This is a genomic window from Klebsiella sp. Shm-1 (assembly GCF_040804525.1).
Taxonomy (GTDB): Bacteria; Pseudomonadota; Gammaproteobacteria; order Enterobacterales; family Enterobacteriaceae; genus Klebsiella; species Klebsiella pneumoniae.
The window spans coordinates 4392091-4415106 of the sequence record NZ_CP161823.1 but is presented as its reverse complement, the minus strand read 5'-3'; the positions used below and the strand labels follow the sequence as shown (position 1 = coordinate 4415106).

19 protein-coding genes and 1 pseudogene are annotated in these 23016 nt (G+C 57.8%); 18 read left to right on the top strand and 2 right to left on the bottom strand.

Going from position 1 to position 23016, the window contains the following annotated elements:
• The 3 genes from dnaJ to nhaR all read left to right on the top strand — a co-directional run bounded on the left by dnaJ (nucleotide 1) and on the right by nhaR (nucleotide 3438).
• Nucleotides 1-1134 (top strand): molecular chaperone DnaJ, encoded by a 1134-nt coding sequence (gene dnaJ, locus AB1E37_RS21590; RefSeq protein ID WP_002887955.1) that lies wholly within the window; start codon nucleotides 1-3, stop codon nucleotides 1132-1134.
• Nucleotides 1135-1311: 177 nt separating this feature from the next.
• Nucleotides 1312-2487 (top strand): Na+/H+ antiporter NhaA, encoded by a 1176-nt coding sequence (gene nhaA, locus AB1E37_RS21585; RefSeq protein WP_032448254.1) that lies wholly within the window; start codon nucleotides 1312-1314, stop codon nucleotides 2485-2487.
• Between the two features lie 54 nt (nucleotides 2488-2541).
• Entirely contained in the window at nucleotides 2542-3438 is an 897-nt protein-coding gene (nhaR, locus tag AB1E37_RS21580; protein WP_367776860.1) for a transcriptional activator NhaR, read from the top strand.
• A gap of 119 nt (nucleotides 3439-3557) precedes the next feature.
• Here the strand turns inward: nhaR and rpsT are convergent, their stop codons facing one another.
• Entirely contained in the window at nucleotides 3558-3821 is a 264-nt protein-coding gene (gene rpsT, locus AB1E37_RS21575) for a 30S ribosomal protein S20 (RefSeq protein WP_002887965.1), read from the bottom strand.
• Between the two features lie 329 nt (nucleotides 3822-4150).
• On the opposite strand from rpsT, the gene ribF reads away from it, so the two are divergent.
• From ribF to AB1E37_RS21540, 7 genes and pseudogenes are all read left to right on the top strand, one after another.
• Complete coding sequence (gene ribF / locus AB1E37_RS21570; protein ID WP_002887969.1) at nucleotides 4151-5089, top strand: bifunctional riboflavin kinase/FAD synthetase; 939 nt, start codon at nucleotides 4151-4153, stop codon at nucleotides 5087-5089.
• A 43-nt stretch (nucleotides 5090-5132) separates the two neighbouring features.
• Nucleotides 5133-7949: an isoleucine--tRNA ligase gene (gene ileS / locus AB1E37_RS21565; protein ID WP_032441041.1), complete on the top strand. Its 2817-nt coding sequence runs from the start codon at nucleotides 5133-5135 to the stop codon at nucleotides 7947-7949.
• The gene (lspA, locus tag AB1E37_RS21560) at nucleotides 7949-8449 is read left to right on the top strand and encodes a signal peptidase II (RefSeq protein ID WP_002887973.1); all 501 of its coding nucleotides are present in this window, start codon (nucleotides 7949-7951) and stop codon (nucleotides 8447-8449) included. The genes ileS and lspA overlap by 1 nt, the downstream gene beginning before the upstream one ends.
• Nucleotides 8450-8564: 115 nt before the next feature.
• On the top strand, nucleotides 8565-9014 hold the full coding sequence (gene fkpB / locus AB1E37_RS21555) for an FKBP-type peptidyl-prolyl cis-trans isomerase (RefSeq protein WP_002887976.1): 450 nt from the start codon (nucleotides 8565-8567) through the stop codon (nucleotides 9012-9014).
• A 1-nt stretch (nucleotide 9015) separates the two neighbouring features.
• Nucleotides 9016-9966, top strand: coding sequence for a 4-hydroxy-3-methylbut-2-enyl diphosphate reductase (gene ispH / locus AB1E37_RS21550; protein ID WP_002887979.1), 951 nt, complete (start codon nucleotides 9016-9018; stop codon nucleotides 9964-9966).
• 66 nt (nucleotides 9967-10032) lie between these two features.
• Nucleotides 10033-10947, top strand: coding sequence for a ribonucleoside hydrolase RihC (gene rihC, locus AB1E37_RS21545; protein ID WP_004146006.1), 915 nt, complete (start codon nucleotides 10033-10035; stop codon nucleotides 10945-10947).
• Nucleotides 10948-10977: 30 nt separating this feature from the next.
• A pseudogene (locus tag AB1E37_RS21540) lies at nucleotides 10978-11344 on the top strand (DUF805 domain-containing protein).
• Here AB1E37_RS21540 and AB1E37_RS21535 read toward each other — a convergent pair.
• The gene (locus AB1E37_RS21535; RefSeq protein WP_032448256.1) at nucleotides 11292-12221 is read right to left on the bottom strand and encodes a LysR family transcriptional regulator; all 930 of its coding nucleotides are present in this window, start codon (nucleotides 12219-12221) and stop codon (nucleotides 11292-11294) included. The pseudogene AB1E37_RS21540 and the gene AB1E37_RS21535 overlap by 53 nt on opposite strands.
• A gap of 92 nt (nucleotides 12222-12313) precedes the next feature.
• On the opposite strand from AB1E37_RS21535, the gene AB1E37_RS21530 reads away from it, so the two are divergent.
• The 8 genes from AB1E37_RS21530 to folA all read left to right on the top strand — a co-directional run bounded on the left by AB1E37_RS21530 (nucleotide 12314) and on the right by folA (nucleotide 22628).
• Nucleotides 12314-12943, top strand: coding sequence for a hypothetical protein (locus AB1E37_RS21530; protein ID WP_002887990.1), 630 nt, complete (start codon nucleotides 12314-12316; stop codon nucleotides 12941-12943).
• Between the two features lie 294 nt (nucleotides 12944-13237).
• Entirely contained in the window at nucleotides 13238-14059 is an 822-nt protein-coding gene (gene dapB, locus AB1E37_RS21525; RefSeq protein WP_004177440.1) for a 4-hydroxy-tetrahydrodipicolinate reductase, read from the top strand.
• A 457-nt stretch (nucleotides 14060-14516) separates the two neighbouring features.
• Nucleotides 14517-15665: a glutamine-hydrolyzing carbamoyl-phosphate synthase small subunit gene (gene carA, locus AB1E37_RS21520; RefSeq protein ID WP_004177433.1), complete on the top strand. Its 1149-nt coding sequence runs from the start codon at nucleotides 14517-14519 to the stop codon at nucleotides 15663-15665.
• 159 nt (nucleotides 15666-15824) lie between these two features.
• Nucleotides 15825-19049, top strand: coding sequence for a carbamoyl-phosphate synthase large subunit (gene carB, locus AB1E37_RS21515; protein ID WP_002888056.1), 3225 nt, complete (start codon nucleotides 15825-15827; stop codon nucleotides 19047-19049).
• Nucleotides 19050-19218: 169 nt separating this feature from the next.
• Nucleotides 19219-19452 carry a YgdI/YgdR family lipoprotein gene (locus AB1E37_RS21510; RefSeq protein ID WP_002888059.1) on the top strand — a complete coding sequence of 78 codons (234 nt, stop codon included), beginning with the start codon at nucleotides 19219-19221 and terminating at the stop codon, nucleotides 19450-19452.
• Between the two features lie 131 nt (nucleotides 19453-19583).
• Entirely contained in the window at nucleotides 19584-20117 is a 534-nt protein-coding gene (gene kefF, locus AB1E37_RS21505) for a glutathione-regulated potassium-efflux system oxidoreductase KefF (RefSeq protein ID WP_002888068.1), read from the top strand.
• Complete coding sequence (gene kefC / locus AB1E37_RS21500) at nucleotides 20110-21975, top strand: glutathione-regulated potassium-efflux system protein KefC (RefSeq protein ID WP_009309220.1); 1866 nt, start codon at nucleotides 20110-20112, stop codon at nucleotides 21973-21975. Before kefF ends, kefC begins: the two co-directional genes overlap by 8 nt.
• 173 nt (nucleotides 21976-22148) lie before the next feature.
• Nucleotides 22149-22628, top strand: a complete 480-nt coding sequence (gene folA, locus AB1E37_RS21495; protein WP_002888320.1) for a type 3 dihydrofolate reductase — start codon at nucleotides 22149-22151, stop codon at nucleotides 22626-22628.
• The last annotated feature ends 388 nt before the right edge of the window (nucleotides 22629-23016 follow it).

Here is a 23016-nt window from a genome sequence, read left to right as displayed (position 1 = left end):
ATGGCAAAGCAAGATTACTACGAGATTTTAGGCGTTTCCAAAACAGCGGAAGAGCGTGAAATCAAAAAGGCTTATAAGCGCCTGGCCATGAAATATCACCCGGACCGCAACCAGGGTGATAAAGAGGCTGAAGCCAAATTTAAAGAAATCAAAGAAGCGTATGAAATCCTGACTGATGCCCAGAAGCGTGCGGCCTACGATCAGTACGGCCACGCGGCCTTCGAACAGGGCGGCATGGGCGGCGGCGGCGGTTTTGGCGGCGGTGCCGACTTCAGCGATATCTTTGGCGATGTTTTCGGCGATATCTTTGGCGGCGGACGTGGTCGTCAGCGCGCGGCACGCGGCGCCGATCTCCGTTACAACATGGAGCTGACGCTGGAAGAAGCGGTGCGCGGCGTCACTAAAGAGATCCGTATTCCGACGCTGGAAGAGTGCGACGTCTGCCACGGCAGCGGCGCCAAGGCCGGCAGCAAACCGCAGACCTGTCCGACCTGTCATGGCGCAGGCCAGGTGCAGATGCGCCAGGGCTTTTTTGCGGTACAGCAGACCTGTCCGCACTGCCAGGGACGCGGTACGCTGATTAAAGATCCGTGCAATAAATGTCATGGCCATGGCCGCGTAGAAAAGACCAAAACCCTGTCGGTTAAAATTCCGGCGGGCGTGGATACCGGTGACCGGATCCGTCTGGCGGGCGAAGGCGAGGCCGGCGAACATGGCGCGCCGGCAGGCGATCTGTACGTTCAGGTTCAGGTGAAGCAGCACGCTATCTTTGAGCGTGAAGGCAATAACCTGTACTGCGAAGTTCCGATCAACTTCACCATGGCGGCGCTGGGCGGTGAGATCGAGGTCCCAACGCTCGACGGCCGCGTGAACCTGAAAATTCCAGGTGAAACCCAGACCGGCAAGCTGTTCCGCATGCGTGGAAAAGGCGTGAAATCCGTTCGCGGCGGCGCGCAGGGCGATCTGCTGTGCCGCGTGGTGGTGGAAACGCCGGTGGGGCTGAATGAGAAGCAGAAGCAGCTGCTGAAAGAGCTGCAGGAGAGCTTCGGCGGTCCGACCGGGGAAAACAACAGCCCGCGTTCGAAAAGCTTCTTTGACGGCGTGAAGAAGTTCTTCGACGACCTGACCCGCTAATTCCGCCTTTGTTGATATCCGGCCCGGGCCTTTGCTGCCCGGGCTTTTTTTCGCCTTAGAACTCCCCTTTAACTCGTAAAAAGCGAATATTAGCGCAACTTAAATCTGATTTTTTCGAGTTATCAGTATGTGTATTATGCTTTTATCGAGTTATTCACCAACAGGATGAAAGTAAAAGTGAAACATCTGCAACGATTCTTTAGTAGCGATGCTTCCGGCGGCATTGTCTTAATTATCGCCGCCGCGCTGGCGATGGTGATGGCCAATACCAGCGTGACCAGCGGTCTGTATCACTCCTTCCTTGATACGCCAGTACAGCTGCGTGTGGGCGCGCTGGAGATCAACAAGAACATGCTGTTATGGATCAATGATGCCCTGATGGCGGTGTTCTTTTTGCTGATTGGCCTGGAGGTCAAGCGTGAGCTGATGCAGGGGTCGCTGGCGAGCCGCCGTCAGGCGGTCTTCCCGGTAATCGCCGCGCTGGGCGGGATGATCGTCCCGGCCCTGGTCTACCTGGCCTTTAACGCCCAGGATCCTGTCGCCAGAGAAGGGTGGGCGATCCCGGCGGCGACGGATATTGCCTTTGCCCTCGGCGTGCTGGCGCTGTTAGGTAGCCGGGTCCCGACGGCGCTGAAGATTTTCCTGATGGCGCTGGCGATTATTGATGACCTCGGGGCTATCGTGATTATCGCGCTGTTTTATACCCACGACCTGTCCATGCTCTCGCTGGGCGTGGCGGCGGCGGCGATCGCGGTGCTGGTGGCCCTGAATCTGAGCGGCGTGCGGCGTACCGGGATCTATATTCTGGTTGGCGCGGTGCTGTGGACGGCGGTGCTGAAGTCTGGCGTTCACGCGACCCTTGCCGGGGTGATTGTCGGCTTTATGATCCCGCTCGAGGAAAAGCATGGCAAGTCGCCGGCCAAAGCGCTTGAGCATGTCCTGCACCCGTGGGTGGCGTTTATGATCCTGCCGCTGTTTGCCTTCGCGAACGCGGGGGTCTCACTGCAGGGGGTCACCCTTGCCGGGCTGACGTCGCTCCTGCCGCTGGGCATTATGGCTGGCCTGTTTATCGGTAAGCCGCTGGGGATTAGCCTGTTCTGCTGGCTGGCCCTGAAGCTGAAGTGGGCTTCGCTGCCGGAGGGAACCACCTGCAAGCAAATTATGGCGGTGGGGATCCTGTGCGGGATTGGCTTTACGATGTCGATTTTCATCGCCACCCTGGCCTTTGGCAGCGTGGATCCCGCGTTGATCAACTGGGCCAAGCTTGGCATCCTGATCGGCTCAGTGCTATCAGCGGTCGTCGGCTACCTCATACTGCGTCAGCGCGTGACGGATACTCGCCTCGCGGTATAACCTTTCTGCAGGAGAGCCCGTCAGGCTCTCCTGGACATTATCAGGGAGAGAAGCATGTCACATATTAACTACAATCATCTGTACTACTTCTGGCACGTGTATAAAGAAGGGTCCGTCGTGGGCGCGGCGGAGGCGCTGTTTCTGACGCCGCAGACCATTACCGGGCAGATCAAAGCCCTGGAGGAGCGCCTGCAGGGGAAATTATTTAAGCGAAAGGGAAGGGGGCTTGAGCCGAGCGAGCTGGGGGAGCTGGTTTTTCGCTATGCCGACCGGATGTTTACCCTCAGCCAGGAGATGCTCGACATCGTCAACTATCGCAAAGAGTCGAACCTGCTGTTTGACGTCGGCGTGGCCGATGCGCTCTCGAAACGGCTGGTCAGCGGCGTGCTGGATGCCGCCGTCGTTGAGAGCGAGCAGATTCATCTGCGCTGTTTTGAATCCACTCATGAGCTGCTGCTGGAGCAGCTGAGCCAGCATAAGCTCGACATGATTATCTCTGACTGCCCGATCGACTCGACGCAGCAGGAAGGGCTATTTTCGGTGAAGATCGGCGAGTGCAGCGTCAGCTTCTGGTGCATGAATCCGGCGCGGACGAAGCCGTTCCCGGCCTGCCTCGAAGAGCGGCGGCTGCTGATCCCCGGCCGGCGATCGATGCTGGGACGTAAGCTGCTGAACTGGATTAACGTGCAGGGCCTGAAGGTGGAGATCCTCGGCGAGTTTGACGACGCGGCGCTCATGAAAGCCTTCGGCGCCGCACATAATGCGATATTTGTCGCGCCGACGCTCTACGCGCATGATTTCTACCATGATGAATCGATTGTCGAAATTGGCCGTATGGATAGCGTGATGGAGGAGTATCACGCTATTTTCGCTGAACGAATGATTCAGCACCCGGCGGTACAGCGTATCTGTAATCGCGATTATTCGTCGCTGTTCACCGAACCCCGATAGCCGGAAGGCGTGGGCTGGCGTGGCTCAGATCGCGCCAGCGTGCGCTACCGGGGGAAGATGATAGGCATAAAAAAACCCGCTTTCGCGGGTTTCTTTAACAAAGTTCAGCAAGCAGGCGATTAAGCCAGTTTGTTGATCTGTGCAGTCAGGTTTGCTTTATGACGCGCAGCTTTGTTTTTGTGGATCAGACCTTTAGCAGCCTGACGGTCCACGATCGGTTGCATTTCGTTAAATGCTTTCTGTGCAGCAGCTTTGTCGCCAGCTTCGATAGCTGCGTATACTTTCTTGATGAAAGTACGCATCATAGAGCGACGGCTTGCGTTGTGCTTGCGAGCCTTTTCAGACTGAACGGCGCGCTTCTTAGCTGATTTGATATTAGCCAAGGTCCAACTCCCAAATGTGTTCTATATGGACAATTCAAAGGCCGAGGAATATGCCCGTTTAGCCTTCTTTTGTCAATGGATTTGTGCAAATAAGCGCCGTTTAACACCACAGCGCTTCATTACGTAGTGATGGCGCAAGATTCTACCAGCTTGTTGCAGGCGAATACAGCTTTTCCACCATAAAAATCGCCGGGCGCGGCCAGTTTTCCCGCTTTCTCGCGCTGAGTGAATGAATTCCTGAGAACTTTCGTTGCCGAGGTGCAATCGCTGGTTAACGTTGACAGTTGTACAAGGTATACTCGGACGATTTTCACTGTTTTGAGCCAGACATGAAGCTGATACGCGGCATACATAATCTCAGTCAGGCCCCGCACGGGTGCGTGCTGACCATTGGTAATTTCGACGGCGTGCATCGTGGGCATCAGGCGCTGCTGCAGCGGTTGCGCGAAGAGGGCCGCCAGCGCGGTTTACCGGTCGTGGTGATGATTTTTGAACCCCAGCCGCTGGAGCTCTTTGCCGCTGATAAAGCCCCGGCGCGATTGACCCGCCTGCGTGAAAAGCTGGGCTATCTGGCTGAAAGCGGGGTTGACTATGTATTGTGCGTTCGCTTTGACCGCCGGTTCGCCGCGCTAACCGCGCAGGATTTTATCAGTGAACTGCTGGTGCGTCGCCTGGGCGTGCAGTTCCTCGCCGTTGGTGACGATTTCCGCTTTGGCGCTGGTCGCCAGGGGGATTTCTTGTTATTACAAAAGGCGGGGGCGGAATATGGCTTCGACGTCACCAGCACCCAAACCTTCTGCGAAGGCGGGGTGCGAATCAGCAGCACGGCGGTACGCCAGGCGCTGGCCGATGACGATCTCCTGCTGGCGGAGACGCTGCTCGGCCATCCGTTTAGCATCTCCGGACGCGTCGTGCATGGTGATGAACTAGGCCGAACCATAGGTTTTCCGACGGCGAACTTACCGCTGCGTCGTCAGGTTTCCCCGGTTAAAGGGGTCTATGCGGTAGAAGTGACAGGGCTGGGCGACAAACCGATAGCGGGCGTCGCCAATATTGGCACCCGTCCAACGGTTGCGGGCGTGCGTCAGCAGCTCGAAGTACATCTGTTGGACGTTGTAATGGACCTCTACGGTCGCCATATCAATGTAATACTGCGTAAAAAGATACGTAACGAGCAGCGGTTTGCGTCGCTGGACGAGCTGAAGGCGCAAATCGCACGTGATGAGTTAACGGCCCGCGAATTATTTGGGCTGACCAGCCAGGCCTGAGCCACTGGTGTTTATCAAACCGAAATACGGAACCGAGAATCTGATGAGTGACTATAAATCGACCCTGAATTTGCCGGAAACAGGGTTCCCTATGCGTGGCGACCTCGCCAAACGCGAACCGGGAATGCTGGCGCGTTGGACCGATGATGACCTGTACGGCATCATTCGTGCAGCCAAAAAAGGCAAAAAAACCTTCATTCTGCATGATGGCCCTCCTTATGCGAATGGCAGCATTCATATTGGTCACTCGGTAAACAAGATTCTGAAAGACATTATCGTTAAGTCCAAAGGACTGACGGGCTATGACTCGCCTTACGTTCCGGGCTGGGACTGCCACGGTCTGCCGATCGAGCTGAAAGTGGAGCAGGAATACGGCAAGCCGGGTGAGAAATTTACCGCTGCCGAATTCCGCGCTAAGTGCCGCGAATATGCCGCCGAGCAGATCGATGGCCAGCGTAAAGACTTTATCCGTCTCGGCGTGCTGGGCGACTGGTCGCATCCGTACCTGACCATGGACTTCAAAACCGAAGCCAACATCATCCGCGCGCTGGGCAAAATCATCGGTAATGGCCACCTGCATAAAGGCGCCAAACCGGTGCACTGGTGCGTAGACTGCCGTTCCGCGCTGGCGGAAGCGGAAGTGGAGTATTACGACAAAACCTCTCCGTCTATCGATGTCGCGTTCCACGCGGTAGACAAAGCCGCGGTACTGGCGAAATTCGGCGTAGCCGACGTCAACGGTCCGGTGTCGCTGGTTATCTGGACCACCACGCCGTGGACCCTGCCGGCCAACCGCGCTATCTCTCTGTCTCCTGAGTTCGACTATGCGCTGGTGCAGGTTGACGGCCAGGCGCTGATCCTGGCGAAAGACCTGGTTGAGAGCGTAATGAAGCGCGTTGGCGCGACGGACTACACTATTCTGGCGGCGGTACAAGGTTCTGAGCTTGAGCTGATGCGCTTTAAGCATCCGTTCCTCGATTTCGACGTGCCGGCGATCCTTGGCGACCACGTGACGCTGGATGCCGGTACCGGTGCGGTGCATACCGCTGGCGGCCACGGTCCGGACGACTACACTATCAGCCAGAAATACGGTCTGGAAATCGCCAACCCGGTTGGCCCGGACGGCGCTTACCTGCCTGGCACCTGGCCGTCCCTGGACGGCATTAATGTTTTCAAAGCCAATGACATCATCGTTGAGATGCTGCGTGAGCGTGGCGCGCTGTTACACGTTGAGAAACTGCAGCACAGCTATCCATGCTGCTGGCGCCACAAGTCGCCGATCATCTTCCGTGCCACTCCGCAGTGGTTCGTGAGCATGGATCAGAAAGGCCTGCGCGCGCAGTCGCTGAAAGAGATCAAAGGCGTGCAGTGGATCCCGGACTGGGGCCAGGCGCGTATCGAATCGATGGTCGCTAACCGCCCTGACTGGTGTATCTCCCGTCAGCGCACCTGGGGCGTGCCGATGTCGCTGTTCGTGCATAAAGAAACCCACGAACTGCACCCGCGTACCCTTGAGCTGATGGAAGAAGTGGCAAAACGCGTTGAAGTTGACGGCATCCAGGCGTGGTGGGATCTCGATTCCCGCGACATTCTTGGCGATGACGCCGACAGCTATGAGAAAGTGCCGGATACCCTCGACGTCTGGTTTGACTCCGGGTCGACCCACTCTTCCGTGGTTGACGTGCGTCCGGAATTCGCCGGTCACGCCGCCGATATGTATCTGGAAGGTTCTGACCAGCATCGCGGCTGGTTCATGTCCTCGCTGATGATTTCCACGGCGATGAAAGGCAAAGCGCCATATCGCCAGGTACTGACCCACGGCTTCACCGTCGACGGTCAGGGCCGCAAAATGTCCAAGTCTATCGGCAACACCGTTAGCCCGCAGGACGTGATGAACAAGCTCGGCGCCGATATCCTGCGCCTGTGGGTGGCTTCCACCGACTACACCGGCGAAATGGCGGTCTCTGACGAGATCCTCAAACGCGCCGCCGACAGCTATCGTCGTATCCGTAATACCGCGCGCTTCCTGCTGGCGAACCTTAACGGTTTCGATCCGGCGAAAGACATGGTTAAACCGGAAGAGATGGTGGTGCTGGACCGCTGGGCGGTCGGCTGCGCGCAGGCGGCACAGGAAGATATCCTGAAAGCCTACGAATCCTACGACTTCCATGAAGTGGTGCAGCGCCTGATGCGCTTCTGCTCCATCGAGATGGGCTCGTTCTACCTCGACATCATCAAAGACCGCCAGTACACCGCCAAGGCGGACAGCGTGGCGCGTCGCAGCTGTCAGACCGCGCTGTTCCATATCGTGGAAGCGCTGGTGCGCTGGATGGCGCCGATCATGTCCTTCACCGCAGATGAAATCTGGGGCTATCTGCCGGGCGAGCGTGAGAAATATGTCTTCACCGGCGAGTGGTATGAAGGTCTGTTCGGCCTGGCCGACGACGAAGCGATGAACGACGATTTCTGGGACGAGCTGCTGAAGGTGCGTGGCGAAGTCAACAAGGTGATCGAGCAGGCGCGTGCGGATAAGAAAGTCGGCGGCTCGCTGGAAGCGGCAGTCACGCTGTATGCTGATGCCGATCTGGCGGCTAAGCTCAATGCGCTGGGCGATGAATTGCGATTTGTCCTGTTGACCTCCGGGGCGAACGTCGCAGACTATGCGAGCGCGTCCGCTGATGCGCAGCAAAGCGAACTGCTCAAAGGGTTGAAAGTCGCATTGAATAAAGCTGAAGGTGAGAAATGCCCGCGCTGCTGGCATTACACCACCGATATCGGCAAGGTGGCGGAACACGCGGAAATCTGCGGACGCTGTGTGAGCAACGTCGCCGGTGACGGCGAGCAACGTAAATTCGCCTGATGAGTAAATCGATCTGTTCAACGGGGCTACGCTGGCTGTGGGTGGTCGTAGCCGTGCTGATTATCGATCTGGGCAGCAAATTCCTGATCCTCCAGAACTTCGCTCTGGGGGAGACGGTTCCGCTGTTCCCGTCGCTTAATCTGCATTATGCCCGCAACTATGGCGCGGCCTTTAGCTTTCTCGCCGACAGCGGCGGCTGGCAGCGCTGGTTCTTTTCCGGGATCGCGATCGGCATTTGCGTAGTGCTGACGGTGCTGATGTACCGTTCGAAGGCGACGCAAAAGCTGAACAATATTGCCTACGCGCTGATTATCGGCGGCGCGCTGGGCAACTTGTTCGATCGCCTGTGGCATGGCTTTGTGGTCGATATGATCGACTTCTACGTCGGCGACTGGCATTTTGCCACCTTCAACCTCGCCGATAGCGCGATCTGCATCGGCGCAGCGCTGATTGTGCTGGAAGGCTTCCTGCCGAAACCGACTGTGAAAGAGCAGGCGTAAATCTCAATGCCGGGTGACGTGACGCTTACCCGGCCTACAGAATTTTTGGCCCCCGTAGGCCCGGTAAGCGTAATGCCGCCGGGCACCAGGTGACCTAAACAAGCGAGCAATTTGCATGTCTAAATCCGTACAGAGCAACAGCGCGGTACTGGTGCACTTCACTCTGAAACTGGACGACGGCTCCACTGCCGAGTCCACCCGCAGCAACGGCAAACCGGCGCTGTTTCGCCTCGGCGACACCTCTTTGTCTGAAGGGCTGGAGCAACAGCTTCTCGGTTTGAAAGAGGGGGAGAAAAAGGCCTTTTCGCTGGAGCCTGACGCCGCCTTTGGCGTACCCAGCCCGGACCTGATTCAGTATTTCTCTCGCCGCGAGTTTATCGACGCTGGCGAGCCGGAGATCGGCGCGATTATGCTCTTTACCGCAATGGATGGCAGCGAAATGCCTGGCGTGATCCGCGAAGTGAACGGCGATTCCATCACCGTTGACTTCAACCATCCGCTGGCCGGGCGCACTGTTCATTTTGATATTGAAGTGCTGGAGATCGATCCGGCGCTGGAGGAGTAACATGCAGATCCTGTTGGCTAACCCGCGCGGTTTTTGCGCTGGCGTTGACCGCGCTATCAGCATTGTAGAAAACGCGCTGACGCTGTATGGCGCACCGATCTATGTTCGTCATGAAGTGGTGCACAACCGCTATGTGGTGGATAGCCTGCGCAAGCGTGGCGCCATTTTTATCGAACAGATCAGCGAAGTGCCGGACGGCGCGATCCTGATTTTCTCCGCCCACGGCGTGTCGCAGGCGGTACGCAACGAAGCGAAGAGCCGCGACCTGACGGTGTTCGATGCCACCTGTCCGCTGGTGACCAAAGTCCATATGGAAGTCGCCCGCGCCAGCCGCCGCGGCGAAGAGTCGATTCTGATTGGCCATGCCGGCCATCCGGAAGTCGAAGGCACCATGGGACAGTACAACAACCCGCAAGGGGGGATGTACCTGGTCGAGTCGCCGGAAGACGTGCTGAAGCTGGAAGTGAAAAATGACGCCCGGCTGTCGTTTATGACCCAGACCACGCTCTCCGTCGACGATACCTCGGATGTGATTGACGCCCTGCGCGCGCGTTTTCCGAAAATCGTCGGCCCGCGCAAAGACGACATTTGCTATGCCACCACTAACCGTCAGGAAGCCGTGCGCGCGCTGGCGGAGCAGGCTGACGTAGTGCTGGTGGTCGGGTCGAAAAACTCCTCCAACTCTAACCGCCTCGCCGAGCTGGCGCAGCGGATGGGCAAAGCGGCTTACCTGATTGACGACGCCTCCGATATCCAGGAAGCGTGGGTCAAGGATGCGGCCTGCGTCGGCGTGACGGCGGGCGCGTCGGCGCCGGATATTCTGGTGCAGAACGTCATTACCCGCCTGCAGGAGCTGGGCGGCGGCGAAGCCGTGCCGCTGGAAGGCCGGGAAGAGAATATCGTCTTTGAAGTGCCGAAAGAGCTGCGTGTGGATGTCCGTGAAGTAGAGTAAGTTCTTTCCTCCAGCAGTATGAGAAGATGCCAGACTTAACGTCTGGCATTTTTTTAGGGAGAAACCATGCGCTTACCAATCATTCTTGATACCGATCCGGGCATCGACGATGCCGCCGCCATTGCCGCGGCGCTGTTCGCGCCTGAGCTGGATCTGCAGTTGATGACCACCGTAGCGGGCAATGTCTCGGTGGAGAAGACGACCCGTAACGCGCTGCAATTGCTGCATTTCTGGAATGCCGATGTACCGCTGGCGCAGGGCGCGTCGATGCCGCTGGTGCGTCCGTTGCGCGACGCCGCCTCGGTGCATGGCGAATCCGGCATGGAGGGGTATGACTTTGTTGAGCATCAACGTCAACCGCTGGCGAAGCCGGCCTTCCAGGCGATCCGTGATGCGCTTATGCATGCTGCCGAGCCGATCACCCTGGTGGCGATTGGCCCGCTGACCAATATAGCGCTGCTGCTGACCCAGTACCCGGAATGCGTGTTTAATATTCGCCGGCTGGTGATCATGGGCGGCTCGGCGGGCCGCGGCAACTTCACGCCGAATGCGGAATTCAATATCGCTATCGACCCGGAAGCCGCCGCGAAAGTGTTCCACAGCGGGCTGGAGATTGTGATGTGCGGGCTGGACGTCACCAACCGGGCGCTGCTGGCGGCGGATTATCTGGCGACGCTGCCGACGCTGAACCAGACCGGTAAAATGCTCCATGCGCTGTTTAGCCACTATCGCAGCGGCAGCATGAGCAGTGGTCTGCGCATGCACGACTTGTGCGCTATTGCGTGGCTGGCCCGCCCGGAACTGTTCACTCTCCAGCCGTGCTTTGTGGCGGTGGAGACGCAGGGGACCTGGACCGCCGGCACCACGGTGGTGGATATCGAAGGACGACTGGGCCAGCCGGCGAACGCCCAGGTGGCGCTGGATATCAACGTCGAAGGGTTTCAGCGCTGGGCGGCGGAGGTGATTGCCCTGGCGCCGTGATATATCACTCGATTTTCAAGGAGAGAAGCAATGACCTATGGACAGGCGTATTTGAGCGGCTGGAAAGAGACCTTTAATTTTAGTGGCCGCGCCAGCCGGCAGCAGTTCTGGACGTTTTTTCTCATCAATGTATTGATCGCCGCCGCGCCAGTGGCCGCCTGGAGTCTGGCCACCCTTGTTGACCCTCACTACGGGCTCCTCAGTTTTGTTGTCATACCCTTTGCGGCGCTGTGGCTGCTGTTGATGGCGATCCCCCCTGCTGGCTGTAGGCTGCCGGCGGATGCATGATATCGGCCGCTCCGGGATCTGGTTTGTGTTGGGAGTTATCATTCCGTGGTTTGCAATTATTTCGCTGGCTCTGTGCTGCCTGCGTTCAGCGCCGGCACCATCTCGCTGAGATAATCGATCATCGCCCGCATCCTGGCGGGCATATGCTTATCTCCCGCCCACAGTAGCCACAGGTCGCCGGAGTAGCTGCTGATAAATTCCCACTCGGGCAGCACCAGCACGATGTCGCCGTTCGCCAGCGCCTCACGGGCGGTGAACAGCGGCAGGCTGCCGATCCCTAAATGCTGTCTGACCGCGTCGAGGCGTACGGCGGTATGGTTGGCGGCGTACCGCCCGTAGGTTTGCACCGTTTCTGTTTTGCCTTCCCGACGGAACTTCCAGCGCGCATCGGCGGGCGTTTCGCCAAGGCTAATGCAGCTATGCGCGCGCAGCTCCTGCGGCGTGTACGGCGTACCGTGCTGCTGTAAATAGGCCTCAGTGGCGCAGATAACGTGCCTGATTGGCATCAGCGGTTTGCCGTGCAGGCCGGGGGAGGGGGTATCGGTGATGCGTAGCGCCAGATCAATACCGTCATCGATAAAATCGAGAGGGCGATCTTCCAGCCGCAGGCAGACGTCCACCTGCGGGTAGCGGTGGAAAAACGCCATCATCAGCGGGTGGATCACAAAGCGGCCGACGGCTTTCGGGACGCTGAGCGTCAGCTTTCCCTGGGCGACCGTTTGGCGACTGCCTGCGGAATCCATTGCCTGTCGCGCCGCTTCCAGCATCTGCTGGGCATGCTGATATATCGTTTCCCCGGCATCGCTAAGACGCAGCTTGCGGGTGGTACGCTGCAGCAGTTTGCAGCCCATCTCTCGCTCCAGCCGTGACACGCTGCGGCTAACGGCTGAAGGGGTAATGCCGTTCTGGCGGGCGACGGCGGAGAAGCTGCCCTGGTCGACTATCTGAACGAAAAGAGCGAGGTCGGGCAGGAGGTTCAGATTCATTTGTGCTCCCGGAGCAAGAGTGCATTGGCGGGTGATGGGATTATCGCTGTCGGCATTAATAATATACTGGGCGGACAGAGAGGAGAATCACTATGACTGAACGGGTTTATTACACCAGCGATGCTACCGACGGGCGCGCCCAGATCATCGCCTGCACTGCAGAAGCGGATGGCCGTTACGCCATCGAACTGGATCGGACGCTGTTTCACCCGCAAGGGGGCGGTCAACCGGCGGACCGCGGATGGATTGCCGGGCAGGTGGTTGAGACGGTGGTTGTGCGCGGCGAAAGGGTGCTGCATATTCTGTCGCAACCCCTTCCCCTCGGTGAAGTGGAGATGAAAATTGATGCCTCCGCGAGACAGCTGCATGCTCGTCTGCATTCTGCCGGCCACCTGCTTGGCCTGGCGGGCGAACAGCTTGGCTGGCAACCGGTGAAAGCGCACCACTGGCCCGGCGAAGGGCGGATAACCTTTGCCAGCAGGAATAGCGCCGCGCTGCCGGACGCCAGTGCGCTACTGGCGCTAGTAAAGGCATGGCAGGCGCAGGACTTACCGCGTCAGGTGACGTTCGCTGATGGCATGCGCAAGGTGGGATTCGGCGAGCTGCCAGCCTATCCCTGCGGAGGCACCCACGTCGCCCGTCTGGCGGAGCTGGGCGACATTGTCATTAGTCAGATTAAGATGAAGAAGGGGCAGCTGGTGGTCAGCTACACCCTGGCGTAAGGCTTTCTGCTCTACCGGAAGTATAATGTTTCCATAGCATTTCAATGCTGGTCGGTCGAGTTTGCCAGATTTAGTGCATCTTATTTCTTGAAACCAACAGATGACGAAAACGTCGATTATCGTCTCAGAGAGAGCACCCGCAAAGCACGCATTTCAGCACAATCGTATAGTTTTTACTGATATCGTCCGCCGTTTGTCATAAATTTCTAATTATCGGCGTTTTTGAGTAGCGGCCCGCTGACGGGCTGGTTACTCTGAAAACAATTTACGTAATGTTAACAAAAGAGAATAGCTATGCATGATGCACAAATCCGCGTGGCCATCGCCGGCGCGGGCGGCCGGATGGGACGCCAGTTAATTCAGGCTGCATTGCAGATGGAAGGCGTGGCGCTGGGCGCGGCGCTGGAGCGTGAAGGGTCAAGCCTGGTGGGCAGCGACGCCGGCGAGCTGGCGGGCGCCGGCAAAGCGGGCGTCGCGGTGCAGAGCAGCCTGGCGGCGGTAAAAGATGATTTCGACGTGTTGATCGATTTTACCCGCCCGGAAGGCACGCTGAACCATCTGGCGTTTTGCCGCGAGCACGGCAAAGGGATGGTCATCGGCACCACCGGTTTTGACGACGCTGGCAAACAGGCGATTCGCGATGCCGCGCAGGACATTGCCATTGTCTTCGCCGCTAACTTTAGCGTTGGCGTCAATGTCCTGTTGAAGCTGCTGGAGAAGGCGGCGAAGGTGATGGGCGACTATACCGACATCGAAATTATCGAAGCGCACCACCGGCATAAAGTGGATGCGCCGTCAGGCACCGCGCTGGCGATGGGCGAAGCGATCGCCGGGGCATTGAACAAAGATCTCAAGGACTGCGCGGTCTACAGTCGTGAAGGCTACACTGGCGAACGCGTCCCGGGCACCATCGGCTTCGCGACCGTTCGCGCGGGGGATATTGTCGGGGAGCATACGGCAATGTTTGCCGACATCGGTGAGCGTATTGAAATCACCCATAAAGCGTCCAGCCGCATGACCTTTGCAAATGGCGCCGTTCGTTCAGCGTTATGGCTGAAAGACAAGAAAAATGGCCTGTTTGATATGCGTGATGTGCTGGATCTGAATAGTTTATAACGATTATTACCCATCGTGATGTGGTTATTGCTATCAATAAGTTATTGATGCAAGGGGCAATATTTTGTTGCCCTTTTTTATTTTTGCGAATTATGGTGTGTTTCTTAAGTCTAATGCGTAAAAAATACAATATTAGCGTGTTTTTTAGTGAGTGAAATGTAAATTTTGACCATTTGGTCCACTTTTTTGTCGATCATCGCTCTGTTTTACACTCTTCCACATCCGCAAGCGTTTTCTCAGCCAGGTTTGTTGATCTTTTTGGCGTAAAAATCACGTGTTACGCACCAGTGGCGTAAAATGACATTAAAAATATCCGCTTTAAGTTGACTTTTATCCGACATCTCTCCAGAATGCCGCCGTTTGCCAAAAATCTGCGGGCAACAGATTTGCATTGATTCAGATCGTGTTTATGAATTAATATGCAAATAAAGTGAGTGGATATTCTCTGGAGGATGTTTTGATTAAGTCAGCGCTATTGGTTCTGGAAGACGGAACCCAGTTTCACGGTCGGGCCATCGGGGCAACCGGCACGGCGGTTGGGGAAGTCGTTTTCAATACTTCAATGACCGGTTATCAAGAAATCCTCACTGATCCTTCCTATTCCCGCCAAATCGTCACTCTTACTTATCCTCATATTGGTAATGTCGGCACCAACGCCGCCGATGAAGAATCTTCTCAGGTACATGCGCAGGGTCTGGTTATTCGCGACCTGCCGCTGATTGCCAGCAACTTCCGCAGTACTGAAGACCTCTCTTCTTATCTGAAGCGCCATAACATCGTGGCGATTGCCGATATCGATACCCGCAAGCTGACGCGTCTGCTGCGTGAGAAAGGGGCGCAGAACGGCTGCATCATTGCGGGCGACAGCCCGGATGCCCAGCTGGCGCTGGAAAAAGCGAAAGCGTTTCCGGGCCTGAACGGCATGGACTTGGCGAAGGAAGTGACCACCGCAGAAACCTATAGCTGGACGCAAGGCAGCTGGACCCTGGCGGGCGACCTGCCGGAAGCGAAAGCGGAAAGCGAGCTGCCGTTCCACGTCGTGGCATATGACTTCGGCGCGAAACGCAACATCCTGCGCATGCTGGTTGACCGCGGCTGCCGCCTGACGGTGGTGCCGGCGAAGACCTCCGCCGCGGACGTGCTGGCGCTCAATCCGGACGGTATCTTCCTCTCCAACGGCCCTGGCGACCCGGCGCCGTGCGATTACGCTATCGAGGCGATTGAAAAATTCCTTGAGACCGATATTCCGGTATTCGGCATCTGCCTTGGCCATCAGCTACTGGCGCTGGCGAGCGGTGCCAAGACCATTAAGATGAAGTTCGGCCACCACGGCGGCAACCACCCGGTGAAAGATATTGATAACAACGTGGTGATGATCACTGCCCAGAACCACGGTTTCGCCGTAGATGAGGCGACGCTGCCGGCCAACCTGCGCGTGACCCATAAGTCGCTGTTCGACGGCACCCTGCAGGGGATCCATCGTACCGACAAACCGGCGTTCAGCTTCCAGGGGCACCCTGAAGCGAGCCCGGGGCCGCACGATGCCGCGCCGCTGTTCGACCACTTTATCGAGTTAATTGAGCTCTACCGTCAGTCCGCGAAATAATCAGAACCTGTTTATGTTCTGCTGTGCTCGGGAATACGGCGTTAAAAATTTGTTCAAAATGCTCATTTACGTTTTGTAAACTGCGCTTTCTCACAAATTTTTTCCTTGTCTACCCATCGCTCGCGACGACCATAAACAGGTTCTTCGGAGAAGAAAGCAATGCCAAAACGTACAGACATAAAAAGTATCCTGATTCTGGGCGCGGGCCCGATTGTTATCGGTCAGGCGTGTGAGTTTGACTACTCCGGCGCCCAGGCGTGTAAAGCGCTGCGCGAAGAGGGCTACCGCGTTATCCTGGTGAACTCTAACCCGGCGACCATCATGACCGACCCGGAAATGGCCGATGCCACCTACATCGAGCCGATTCACTGGGAAGTGGTGCGTAAAATCATCGAAAAAGAGCGCCCGGATGCGGTGCTGCCGACCATGGGCGGCCAGACGGCGCTGAACTGCGCGCTCGAGCTGGAGCGTCAGGGGGTCCTGGCTGAATTCGGCGTGACCATGATTGGCGCCACCGCCGATGCGATTGATAAAGCCGAAGACCGTCGCCGTTTCGATATCGCAATGAAAAAAATCGGCCTCGACACCGCGCGCTCTGGTATCGCCCACACGATGGAAGAGGCGCTGGCGGTTGCCGCCGACGTTGGTTTCCCGTGCATCATCCGTCCGTCCTTCACCATGGGCGGCACCGGCGGCGGTATCGCCTATAACCGCGAAGAGTTCGAAGAAATTTGCGAACGCGGCCTGGATCTCTCTCCGACCAACGAACTGCTGATCGATGAATCGCTGATCGGCTGGAAAGAGTACGAGATGGAAGTGGTGCGCGATAAGAACGACAACTGCATCATCGTCTGCTCCATCGAAAACTTCGACGCCATGGGGATCCACACCGGTGACTCCATCACCGTTGCCCCGGCGCAGACCCTGACCGACAAAGAGTACCAGATCATGCGTAACGCCTCGATGGCGGTGCTGCGTGAAATCGGCGTCGAAACCGGCGGCTCTAACGTGCAGTTCGCGGTCAACCCGAAAAACGGTCGCCTGATCGTTATCGAAATGAACCCGCGCGTCTCCCGCTCCTCGGCGCTGGCCTCTAAGGCCACCGGCTTCCCGATTGCTAAAGTGGCAGCCAAGCTGGCGGTAGGTTATACCCTTGACGAGCTGATGAACGACATCACCGGCGGCCGCACCCCGGCTTCCTTTGAACCGTCCATCGACTACGTGGTCACTAAAATCCCACGCTTTAACTTTGAAAAATTCGCCGGCGCCAACGACCGTCTGACCACCCAGATGAAGTCTGTCGGCGAAGTGATGGCGATTGGCCGTACCCAGCAGGAATCCTTGCAGAAAGCGCTGCGCGGTCTGGAAGTGGGCGCTACCGGCTTCGACCCGAAAGTGAGCCTCGACGACCCGGAAGCGCTGACCAAAATCCGCCGCGAGCTGAAAGATGCCGGCGCTGAGCGTATCTGGTATATCGCTGACGCGTTCCGCGCGGGCCTCTCGGTTGACGGCGTCTTCAACCTGACCAACATCGACCGCTGGTTCCTGGTACAGATTGAAGAGCTGGTCCGTCTGGAAGAGAAAGTGGCGGAAGTGGGCATCAACGGCCTCGACGCTGACTTCCTGCGCACCCTGAAGCGTAAAGGCTTTGCCGATGCGCGTCTGGCGAAGCTGGCGGGCGTGCGGGAAGCGGAAATCCGCAAGCTGCGCGACCAGTATGACCTGCACCCGGTCTACAAGCGCGTGGACACCTGCGCTGCGGAATTTGCTACCGATACCGCCTACATGTACTCCACTTATGAAGAAGAGTGTGAGTCCAACCCGTCCGTTGACCGCGATAAAATCATGGTCCTCGGCGGCGGCCCGAACCGTATCGGTCAGGGTATCGAATTCGACTACTGCTGCGTACACGCCTCGCTGGCGCTGCGCGAGGACGGTTACGAGACCATCATGGTCAACTGTAACCCGGAAACCGTCTCTACCGACTACGACACCTCCGACCGTCTGTATTTTGAGCCGGTGACCCTGGAAGACGTGCTGGAAATCGTGCGCATCGAGAAGCCAAAAGGCGTTATCGTCCAGTACGGCGGCCAGACCCCGCTGAAACTGGCTCGTGCCCTGGAAGCTGCCGGCGTGCCGGTTATCGGTACCAGTCCGGACGCTATCGACCGGGCGGAAGACCGTGAGCGCTTCCAGCACGCGGTTGACCGTCTGAAGCTGAAGCAGCCGGCGAACGCCACCGTCACCGCCATTGAGCAGGCGGTAGAGAAAGCGAAAGAGATTGGCTACCCGCTGGTGGTGCGTCCGTCTTATGTGCTCGGCGGCCGGGCGATGGAGATCGTCTATGACGAGCAGGATCTGCGCCGCTACTTCCAGACCGCGGTCAGCGTCTCCAACGACGCGCCGGTGCTGCTGGATCGCTTCCTCGACGATGCGATTGAAGTGGATGTCGATGCCATCTGCGATGGCGAAATGGTGCTGATTGGCGGCATCATGGAGCATATCGAGCAGGCAGGCGTCCACTCCGGCGACTCCGCCTGTTCCCTGCCGGCCTACACCCTGAGCAAAGAGATTCAGGATGTGATGCGCGAGCAGGTGCAGAAGCTGGCCTTCGAGCTGCAGGTTCGCGGCCTGATGAACGTCCAGTTCGCGGTGAAAGATAACGAAGTTTATCTGATTGAGGTCAACCCGCGTGCGGCGCGTACCGTACCGTTCGTCTCCAAAGCCACCGGCGTCCCGCTGGCGAAAGTGGCGGCGCGCGTGATGGCCGGTAAGACGCTGGCGCAGCAGGGCGTGACCAAAGAGATCATCCCGCCGTACTACTCGGTGAAAGAGGTGGTCCTGCCGTTCAATAAATTCCCGGGCGTTGACCCGCTGTTAGGGCCAGAAATGCGCTCCACCGGGGAAGTGATGGGCGTCGGCCGCACCTTTGCCGAAGCGTTCGCCAAAGCGCAGCTGGGCAGCAACTCGACCATGAAGAAACAGGGTCGTGCGCTGCTCTCCGTCCGCGAAGGCGATAAAGAGCGCGTGGTTGACCTGGCGGCGAAGCTGCTGAAGTTTGGCTTCGAGCTGGATGCGACTCACGGTACGGCGATTGTGCTGGGTGAAGCGGGCATTAACCCGCGTCTGGTGAACAAGGTGCATGAAGGTCGTCCGCACATTCAGGACCGCATCAAGAATGGCGAATATACCTACATCATCAACACCACCGCAGGTCGCCAGGCGATTGAAGACTCCAAGCTGATTCGCCGCAGCGCGCTGCAGTACAAAGTGCATTACGACACCACCCTGAACGGCGGCTTTGCCACCGCGATGGCGCTGAACGCTGACGCCACCGAGAAGGTGATTTCGGTTCAGGAAATGCACGCGCAAATCACTAAATAAGCTTCCCGGCCTGGCCGGATAGCAACAATCCTGGGCTGACGACATCGTCAGCCTATTTTTTTTGGCCGCAGCCATCTTCAGAGAGTTCTGCTTTTAACCCCCTGTCGGGTCAGGCTAACTATAGTTAGCACCATAACGATACCTATTGATGAAAAGACAGGAGGATACAATGCGGAACAATATTCTGGTGGCATCCGCACTGGCAGCGACGGCAATCATGTTCGTGGCCGGCTGCTCATCGAATCAGTCGATCAAAACCACCGACGGCAAGACCATTGTCACCAGCGGCAAACCGCAGGTGGATGATGACACCGGCCTTGTCTCATACAAAAATGCCGAAACCGGCCGCGTGGAGCAGATTAACCGCGACCAGGTGAAGTCCATGGACGAGCTGGATAACTAAGGCCTGACGTTAACCCTCAGGGCGCGCGTTGCGTAAGCCATCGCGACATAAATCACAGTTATCATTGTAAGCGGTTCGCTTAACTGTCTACACTCTTGCTGATTACGACAAGAGCAAACGCAGGCCAATCAATGATTCTGATAATTTATGCGCATCCTTATCCGCAGCATTCTCATGCGAATAAGCGAATGCTTGAACAGGCAGGGACGCTTGAAGGCGTAGAGATACGCTCCCTCTATCAACTCTATCCCGACTTTAATATCGATGTCGCCGCCGAGCAGGCGGCGCTGGCCCGTGCCGATCTGGTTATCTGGCAGCATCCTATGCAGTGGTATAGCGTACCGCCGCTGCTCAAGCTGTGGATGGACAAGGTGCTGTCGCACGGCTGGGCCTATGGTCATAACGGTATTGCCCTGCGCGGTAAATCGCTGATGTGGGCGGTGACCACCGGCGGCGGTGAAAGCCACTTCGACATCGGCTCATTCCCCGGTTTTCCGGTGCTGGCGCAGCCGTTGCAGGCAACCGCGCTTTACTGCGGAATGAAATGGCTGCCGCCGTTCGCTATGCACTGCACCTTTATCTGCGATGATGAAACGCTGCAGGCGCAGGCCCGCCGCTATCGTCAACGCTTAATCGACTGGCAGGAGGCACACCAGAATGGATAGCCATACGCTGATACAGGCGTTGATTTACCTCGGTGCCGCGGCGCTGATTGTGCCCATCGCCGTCCGTCTGGGGCTGGGGTCAGTGCTGGGCTATCTGATCGCCGGCTGTATTATCGGCCCGTGGGGGCTGCGGCTGGTGACCGATGCCGAGGCGATTCTGCACTTTGCCGAGATTGGCGTGGTGCTGATGTTGTTCGTCATTGGTCTGGAGCTCGATCCGCAGCGCTTATGGAAGCTGCGCGCCTCGGTGTTTGGCGGCGGCGCACTACAGATGGTGGCCTGCGGGGTGTTGATCGGCCTGTTCTGCATGCTGCTGGGCCTGCGCTGGCAGGTGGCCGAGCTGATTGGTATGACTCTGGCGCTTTCTTCCACAGCCATTGCTATGCAGGCGATGAATGAGCGCAATCTGACGGTGTCGCAGATGGGGCGCAGCGCCTTTGCGGTGCTGCTGTTCCAGGATATCGCCGCGATCCCGCTGGTGGCGATGATCCCGCTGCTGGCGGCCAGCGGCGGCGCCACTTCGCTGATGGCTTTTGCCCTCTCCGCGCTGAAAGTGGCCGCAGCGCTGGCGCTGGTGGTGGTCCTTGGGCGCTATCTGACCCGCCCGCTGCTGCGCTTTGTCGCCCGTTCCGGCCTGCGCGAAGTGTTCAGCGCCGTGGCCCTGTTCCTGGTCTTCGGCTTTGGCTTATTGCTGGAAGAGGTGGGGCTGTCGATGGCGATGGGGGCGTTTCTCGCCGGGGTGCTGCTGGCCAGTTCCGAATATCGTCATGCGCTGGAGAGTGATATTGAGCCGTTTAAAGGACTGCTGTTGGGGCTGTTCTTTATCGGCGTCGGCATGTCGATTGATTTCGGCACCCTGGTCACCCATCCGCTGCGTATTGTGATTTTGCTGGTCGGTTTCCTGGCGATAAAAATGCTGATGCTGTGGCTTATCGCCAGGCCGCTTGGCGTACCGCGCGCCCAGCGCCGCTGGTTTGCGGTGCTGCTGGGGCAGGGGAGTGAGTTCGCGTTTGTGGTGTTTGGCGCCGCGCGGATGGCGGATGTACTGGACGGCGAATGGGCAAAAGCGTTGACCCTGGCGGTGGCCCTGTCGATGGCGGCAACCCCCATTCTGCTGGTGCTGCTGACCCGTCTGGAGAAATCGTCCAGCGGCCAGGCGCGTGATGCTGACGAGATTGACGAAGAGCAGCCGCGGGTGATTGTCGCCGGCTTTGGCCGCTTCGGGCAGATAGCCGGGCGATTGCTGCTCTCGAGCGGGGTGAAGATGGTGATCCTCGATCATGACCCGGACCATGTCGATACCCTGCGCAAATTTGATATGAAGGTTTTCTACGGCGATGCCACCCGGGTCGATCTGCTGGAGTCGGCCGGGGCCGAAAAGGCGGAAGTGCTGATCAATGCCATTGACGATCCGCACGTCAGCCTGGAGCTGGTGGCGAGGGTAAAAGAGCATTTTCCGCATCTGCAGATCATCTCCCGCGCCCGCGATGTCGATCATTACATTCAGCTGCGCCAGGCTGGCGTCGAGGCCCCGGAGCGTGAAACCTTCGAGGCGGCGCTGAAGTCCGGCCGAATGACGCTGGAGGCGCTGGGGCTCGGCGCCTATGAAGCGCGCGAGCGGGCCGATCTGTTCCGTCGATTCAACCTGCAGATGGTCGAAGAGATGGTGGCGATGGCGGAAAACGATGCCGCGTCGCGGGTGGCGGTCTTCAAGCGGACCAGCGATATGCTGACCGGCATCATCAACGAAGATCGTCATCATCTGTCGCTGGTGCAGCGTCATGGCTGGCAGGGTACGGAAGAGGGCAGGCACACCGGGGATATCGCCGATGAGCCGGAAAATAAGCCCTCAGCCTGAGGCTGACCAGTAACATTTTGTTTTCGTTTGGATCCTCTTCTGGCGGCCCACGGTGTGAACGTGGGCTTGCCAGCAAATCAGAAAATTTTCTTATTCTTTACCCTCCGGCCAGTCGACGAAGTTGTACGCTTTCCGTATAGTGGCGACAATTTTTTGCACTCGGGAATGAATGAATGATCAGTCTGATTGCGGCGTTAGCGGTAGATCGCGTCATTGGTATGGAAAACGCCATGCCATGGAACCTGCCTGCCGATCTCGCCTGGTTCAAACGCAACACGTTAAATAAGCCGGTGGTGATGGGGCGTCTGACCTGGGAATCCATTGGGCGCCCATTGCCGGGGCGTAAAAATATCGTGATCAGCAGCAAACCCGGCAGCGACGATCGCGTGCAGTGGGTCTCCTCCGTAGAAGAAGCAATTGCCGCCTGCGGCGATGTGGAAGAGATTATGGTGATCGGCGGCGGCCGGGTGTATGAGCAGTTCCTGCCGAAAGCGCAGAAGCTCTACTTGACCCATATTGATGCGGAAGTGGAAGGCGATACCCATTTCCCGGATTACGATCCGGACGAATGGGAGTCGGTGTTCAGCGAGTTTCATGACGCCGACGCGCAGAACTCCCATAGCTACTGCTTTGAGATCCTCGAACGCCGTTAAGCGGGCAGGATAGCGATAAAAAAACCCCGGTCGCGTCTGGCGTGACCGGGGTTTTCTTTTGCATGAATTGCGCGACGATGGCGCACTCATTATCTCGTCATGTTTCCCGTCGCGGGCTTCGTCTTCTTTCTGAAGCACTCCCCGGAGCGACAAATAGCACATAAACGTAGGTCGGGTAAGGCGTTAGCCGCCACCCGACACAAAAGTGGCTCCGCGCCCGCAGTTCTTGCCCGGCGGCGCTGCGCTTGCGCGGGCCTACGGGACTGCGTCATGTTTCCCGTCGCGGGCTTCGTCTTCCTGGAGCGCTGCCCAAGGCTACAAATGGCAAGGAAATGTAGGTCGGGTAAGGCGTTAGCCGCCACCCGACAAAACGACGCCGCAGGTAGCC

What these genes read in the sequence shown, in the direction of transcription:
- dnaJ (WP_002887955.1), top strand. Translation starts at nt 1, where the DNA reads ATGGCAAAGCAAGATTACTACGAGATTTTAGGCGTTTCCAAAACAGCG.
- nhaR (WP_367776860.1), top strand. Translation starts at nt 2,542, where the DNA reads ATGTCACATATTAACTACAATCATCTGTACTACTTCTGGCACGTGTAT.
- AB1E37_RS21530 (WP_002887990.1), top strand. Translation starts at nt 12,314, where the DNA reads ATGACTGAACGGGTTTATTACACCAGCGATGCTACCGACGGGCGCGCC.
- ribF (WP_002887969.1), top strand. Translation starts at nt 4,151, where the DNA reads ATGAAGCTGATACGCGGCATACATAATCTCAGTCAGGCCCCGCACGGG.
- ileS (WP_032441041.1), top strand. Translation starts at nt 5,133, where the DNA reads ATGAGTGACTATAAATCGACCCTGAATTTGCCGGAAACAGGGTTCCCT.
- rihC (WP_004146006.1), top strand. Translation starts at nt 10,033, where the DNA reads ATGCGCTTACCAATCATTCTTGATACCGATCCGGGCATCGACGATGCC.
- dapB (WP_004177440.1), top strand. Translation starts at nt 13,238, where the DNA reads ATGCATGATGCACAAATCCGCGTGGCCATCGCCGGCGCGGGCGGCCGG.
- AB1E37_RS21535 (WP_032448256.1), bottom strand. Translation starts at nt 12,221, where the DNA reads ATGAATCTGAACCTCCTGCCCGACCTCGCTCTTTTCGTTCAGATAGTC.
- AB1E37_RS21510 (WP_002888059.1), top strand. Translation starts at nt 19,219, where the DNA reads ATGCGGAACAATATTCTGGTGGCATCCGCACTGGCAGCGACGGCAATC.
- carB (WP_002888056.1), top strand. Translation starts at nt 15,825, where the DNA reads ATGCCAAAACGTACAGACATAAAAAGTATCCTGATTCTGGGCGCGGGC.
- fkpB (WP_002887976.1), top strand. Translation starts at nt 8,565, where the DNA reads ATGTCTAAATCCGTACAGAGCAACAGCGCGGTACTGGTGCACTTCACT.
- ispH (WP_002887979.1), top strand. Translation starts at nt 9,016, where the DNA reads ATGCAGATCCTGTTGGCTAACCCGCGCGGTTTTTGCGCTGGCGTTGAC.
- kefC (WP_009309220.1), top strand. Translation starts at nt 20,110, where the DNA reads ATGGATAGCCATACGCTGATACAGGCGTTGATTTACCTCGGTGCCGCG.
- folA (WP_002888320.1), top strand. Translation starts at nt 22,149, where the DNA reads ATGATCAGTCTGATTGCGGCGTTAGCGGTAGATCGCGTCATTGGTATG.
- lspA (WP_002887973.1), top strand. Translation starts at nt 7,949, where the DNA reads ATGAGTAAATCGATCTGTTCAACGGGGCTACGCTGGCTGTGGGTGGTC.
- kefF (WP_002888068.1), top strand. Translation starts at nt 19,584, where the DNA reads ATGATTCTGATAATTTATGCGCATCCTTATCCGCAGCATTCTCATGCG.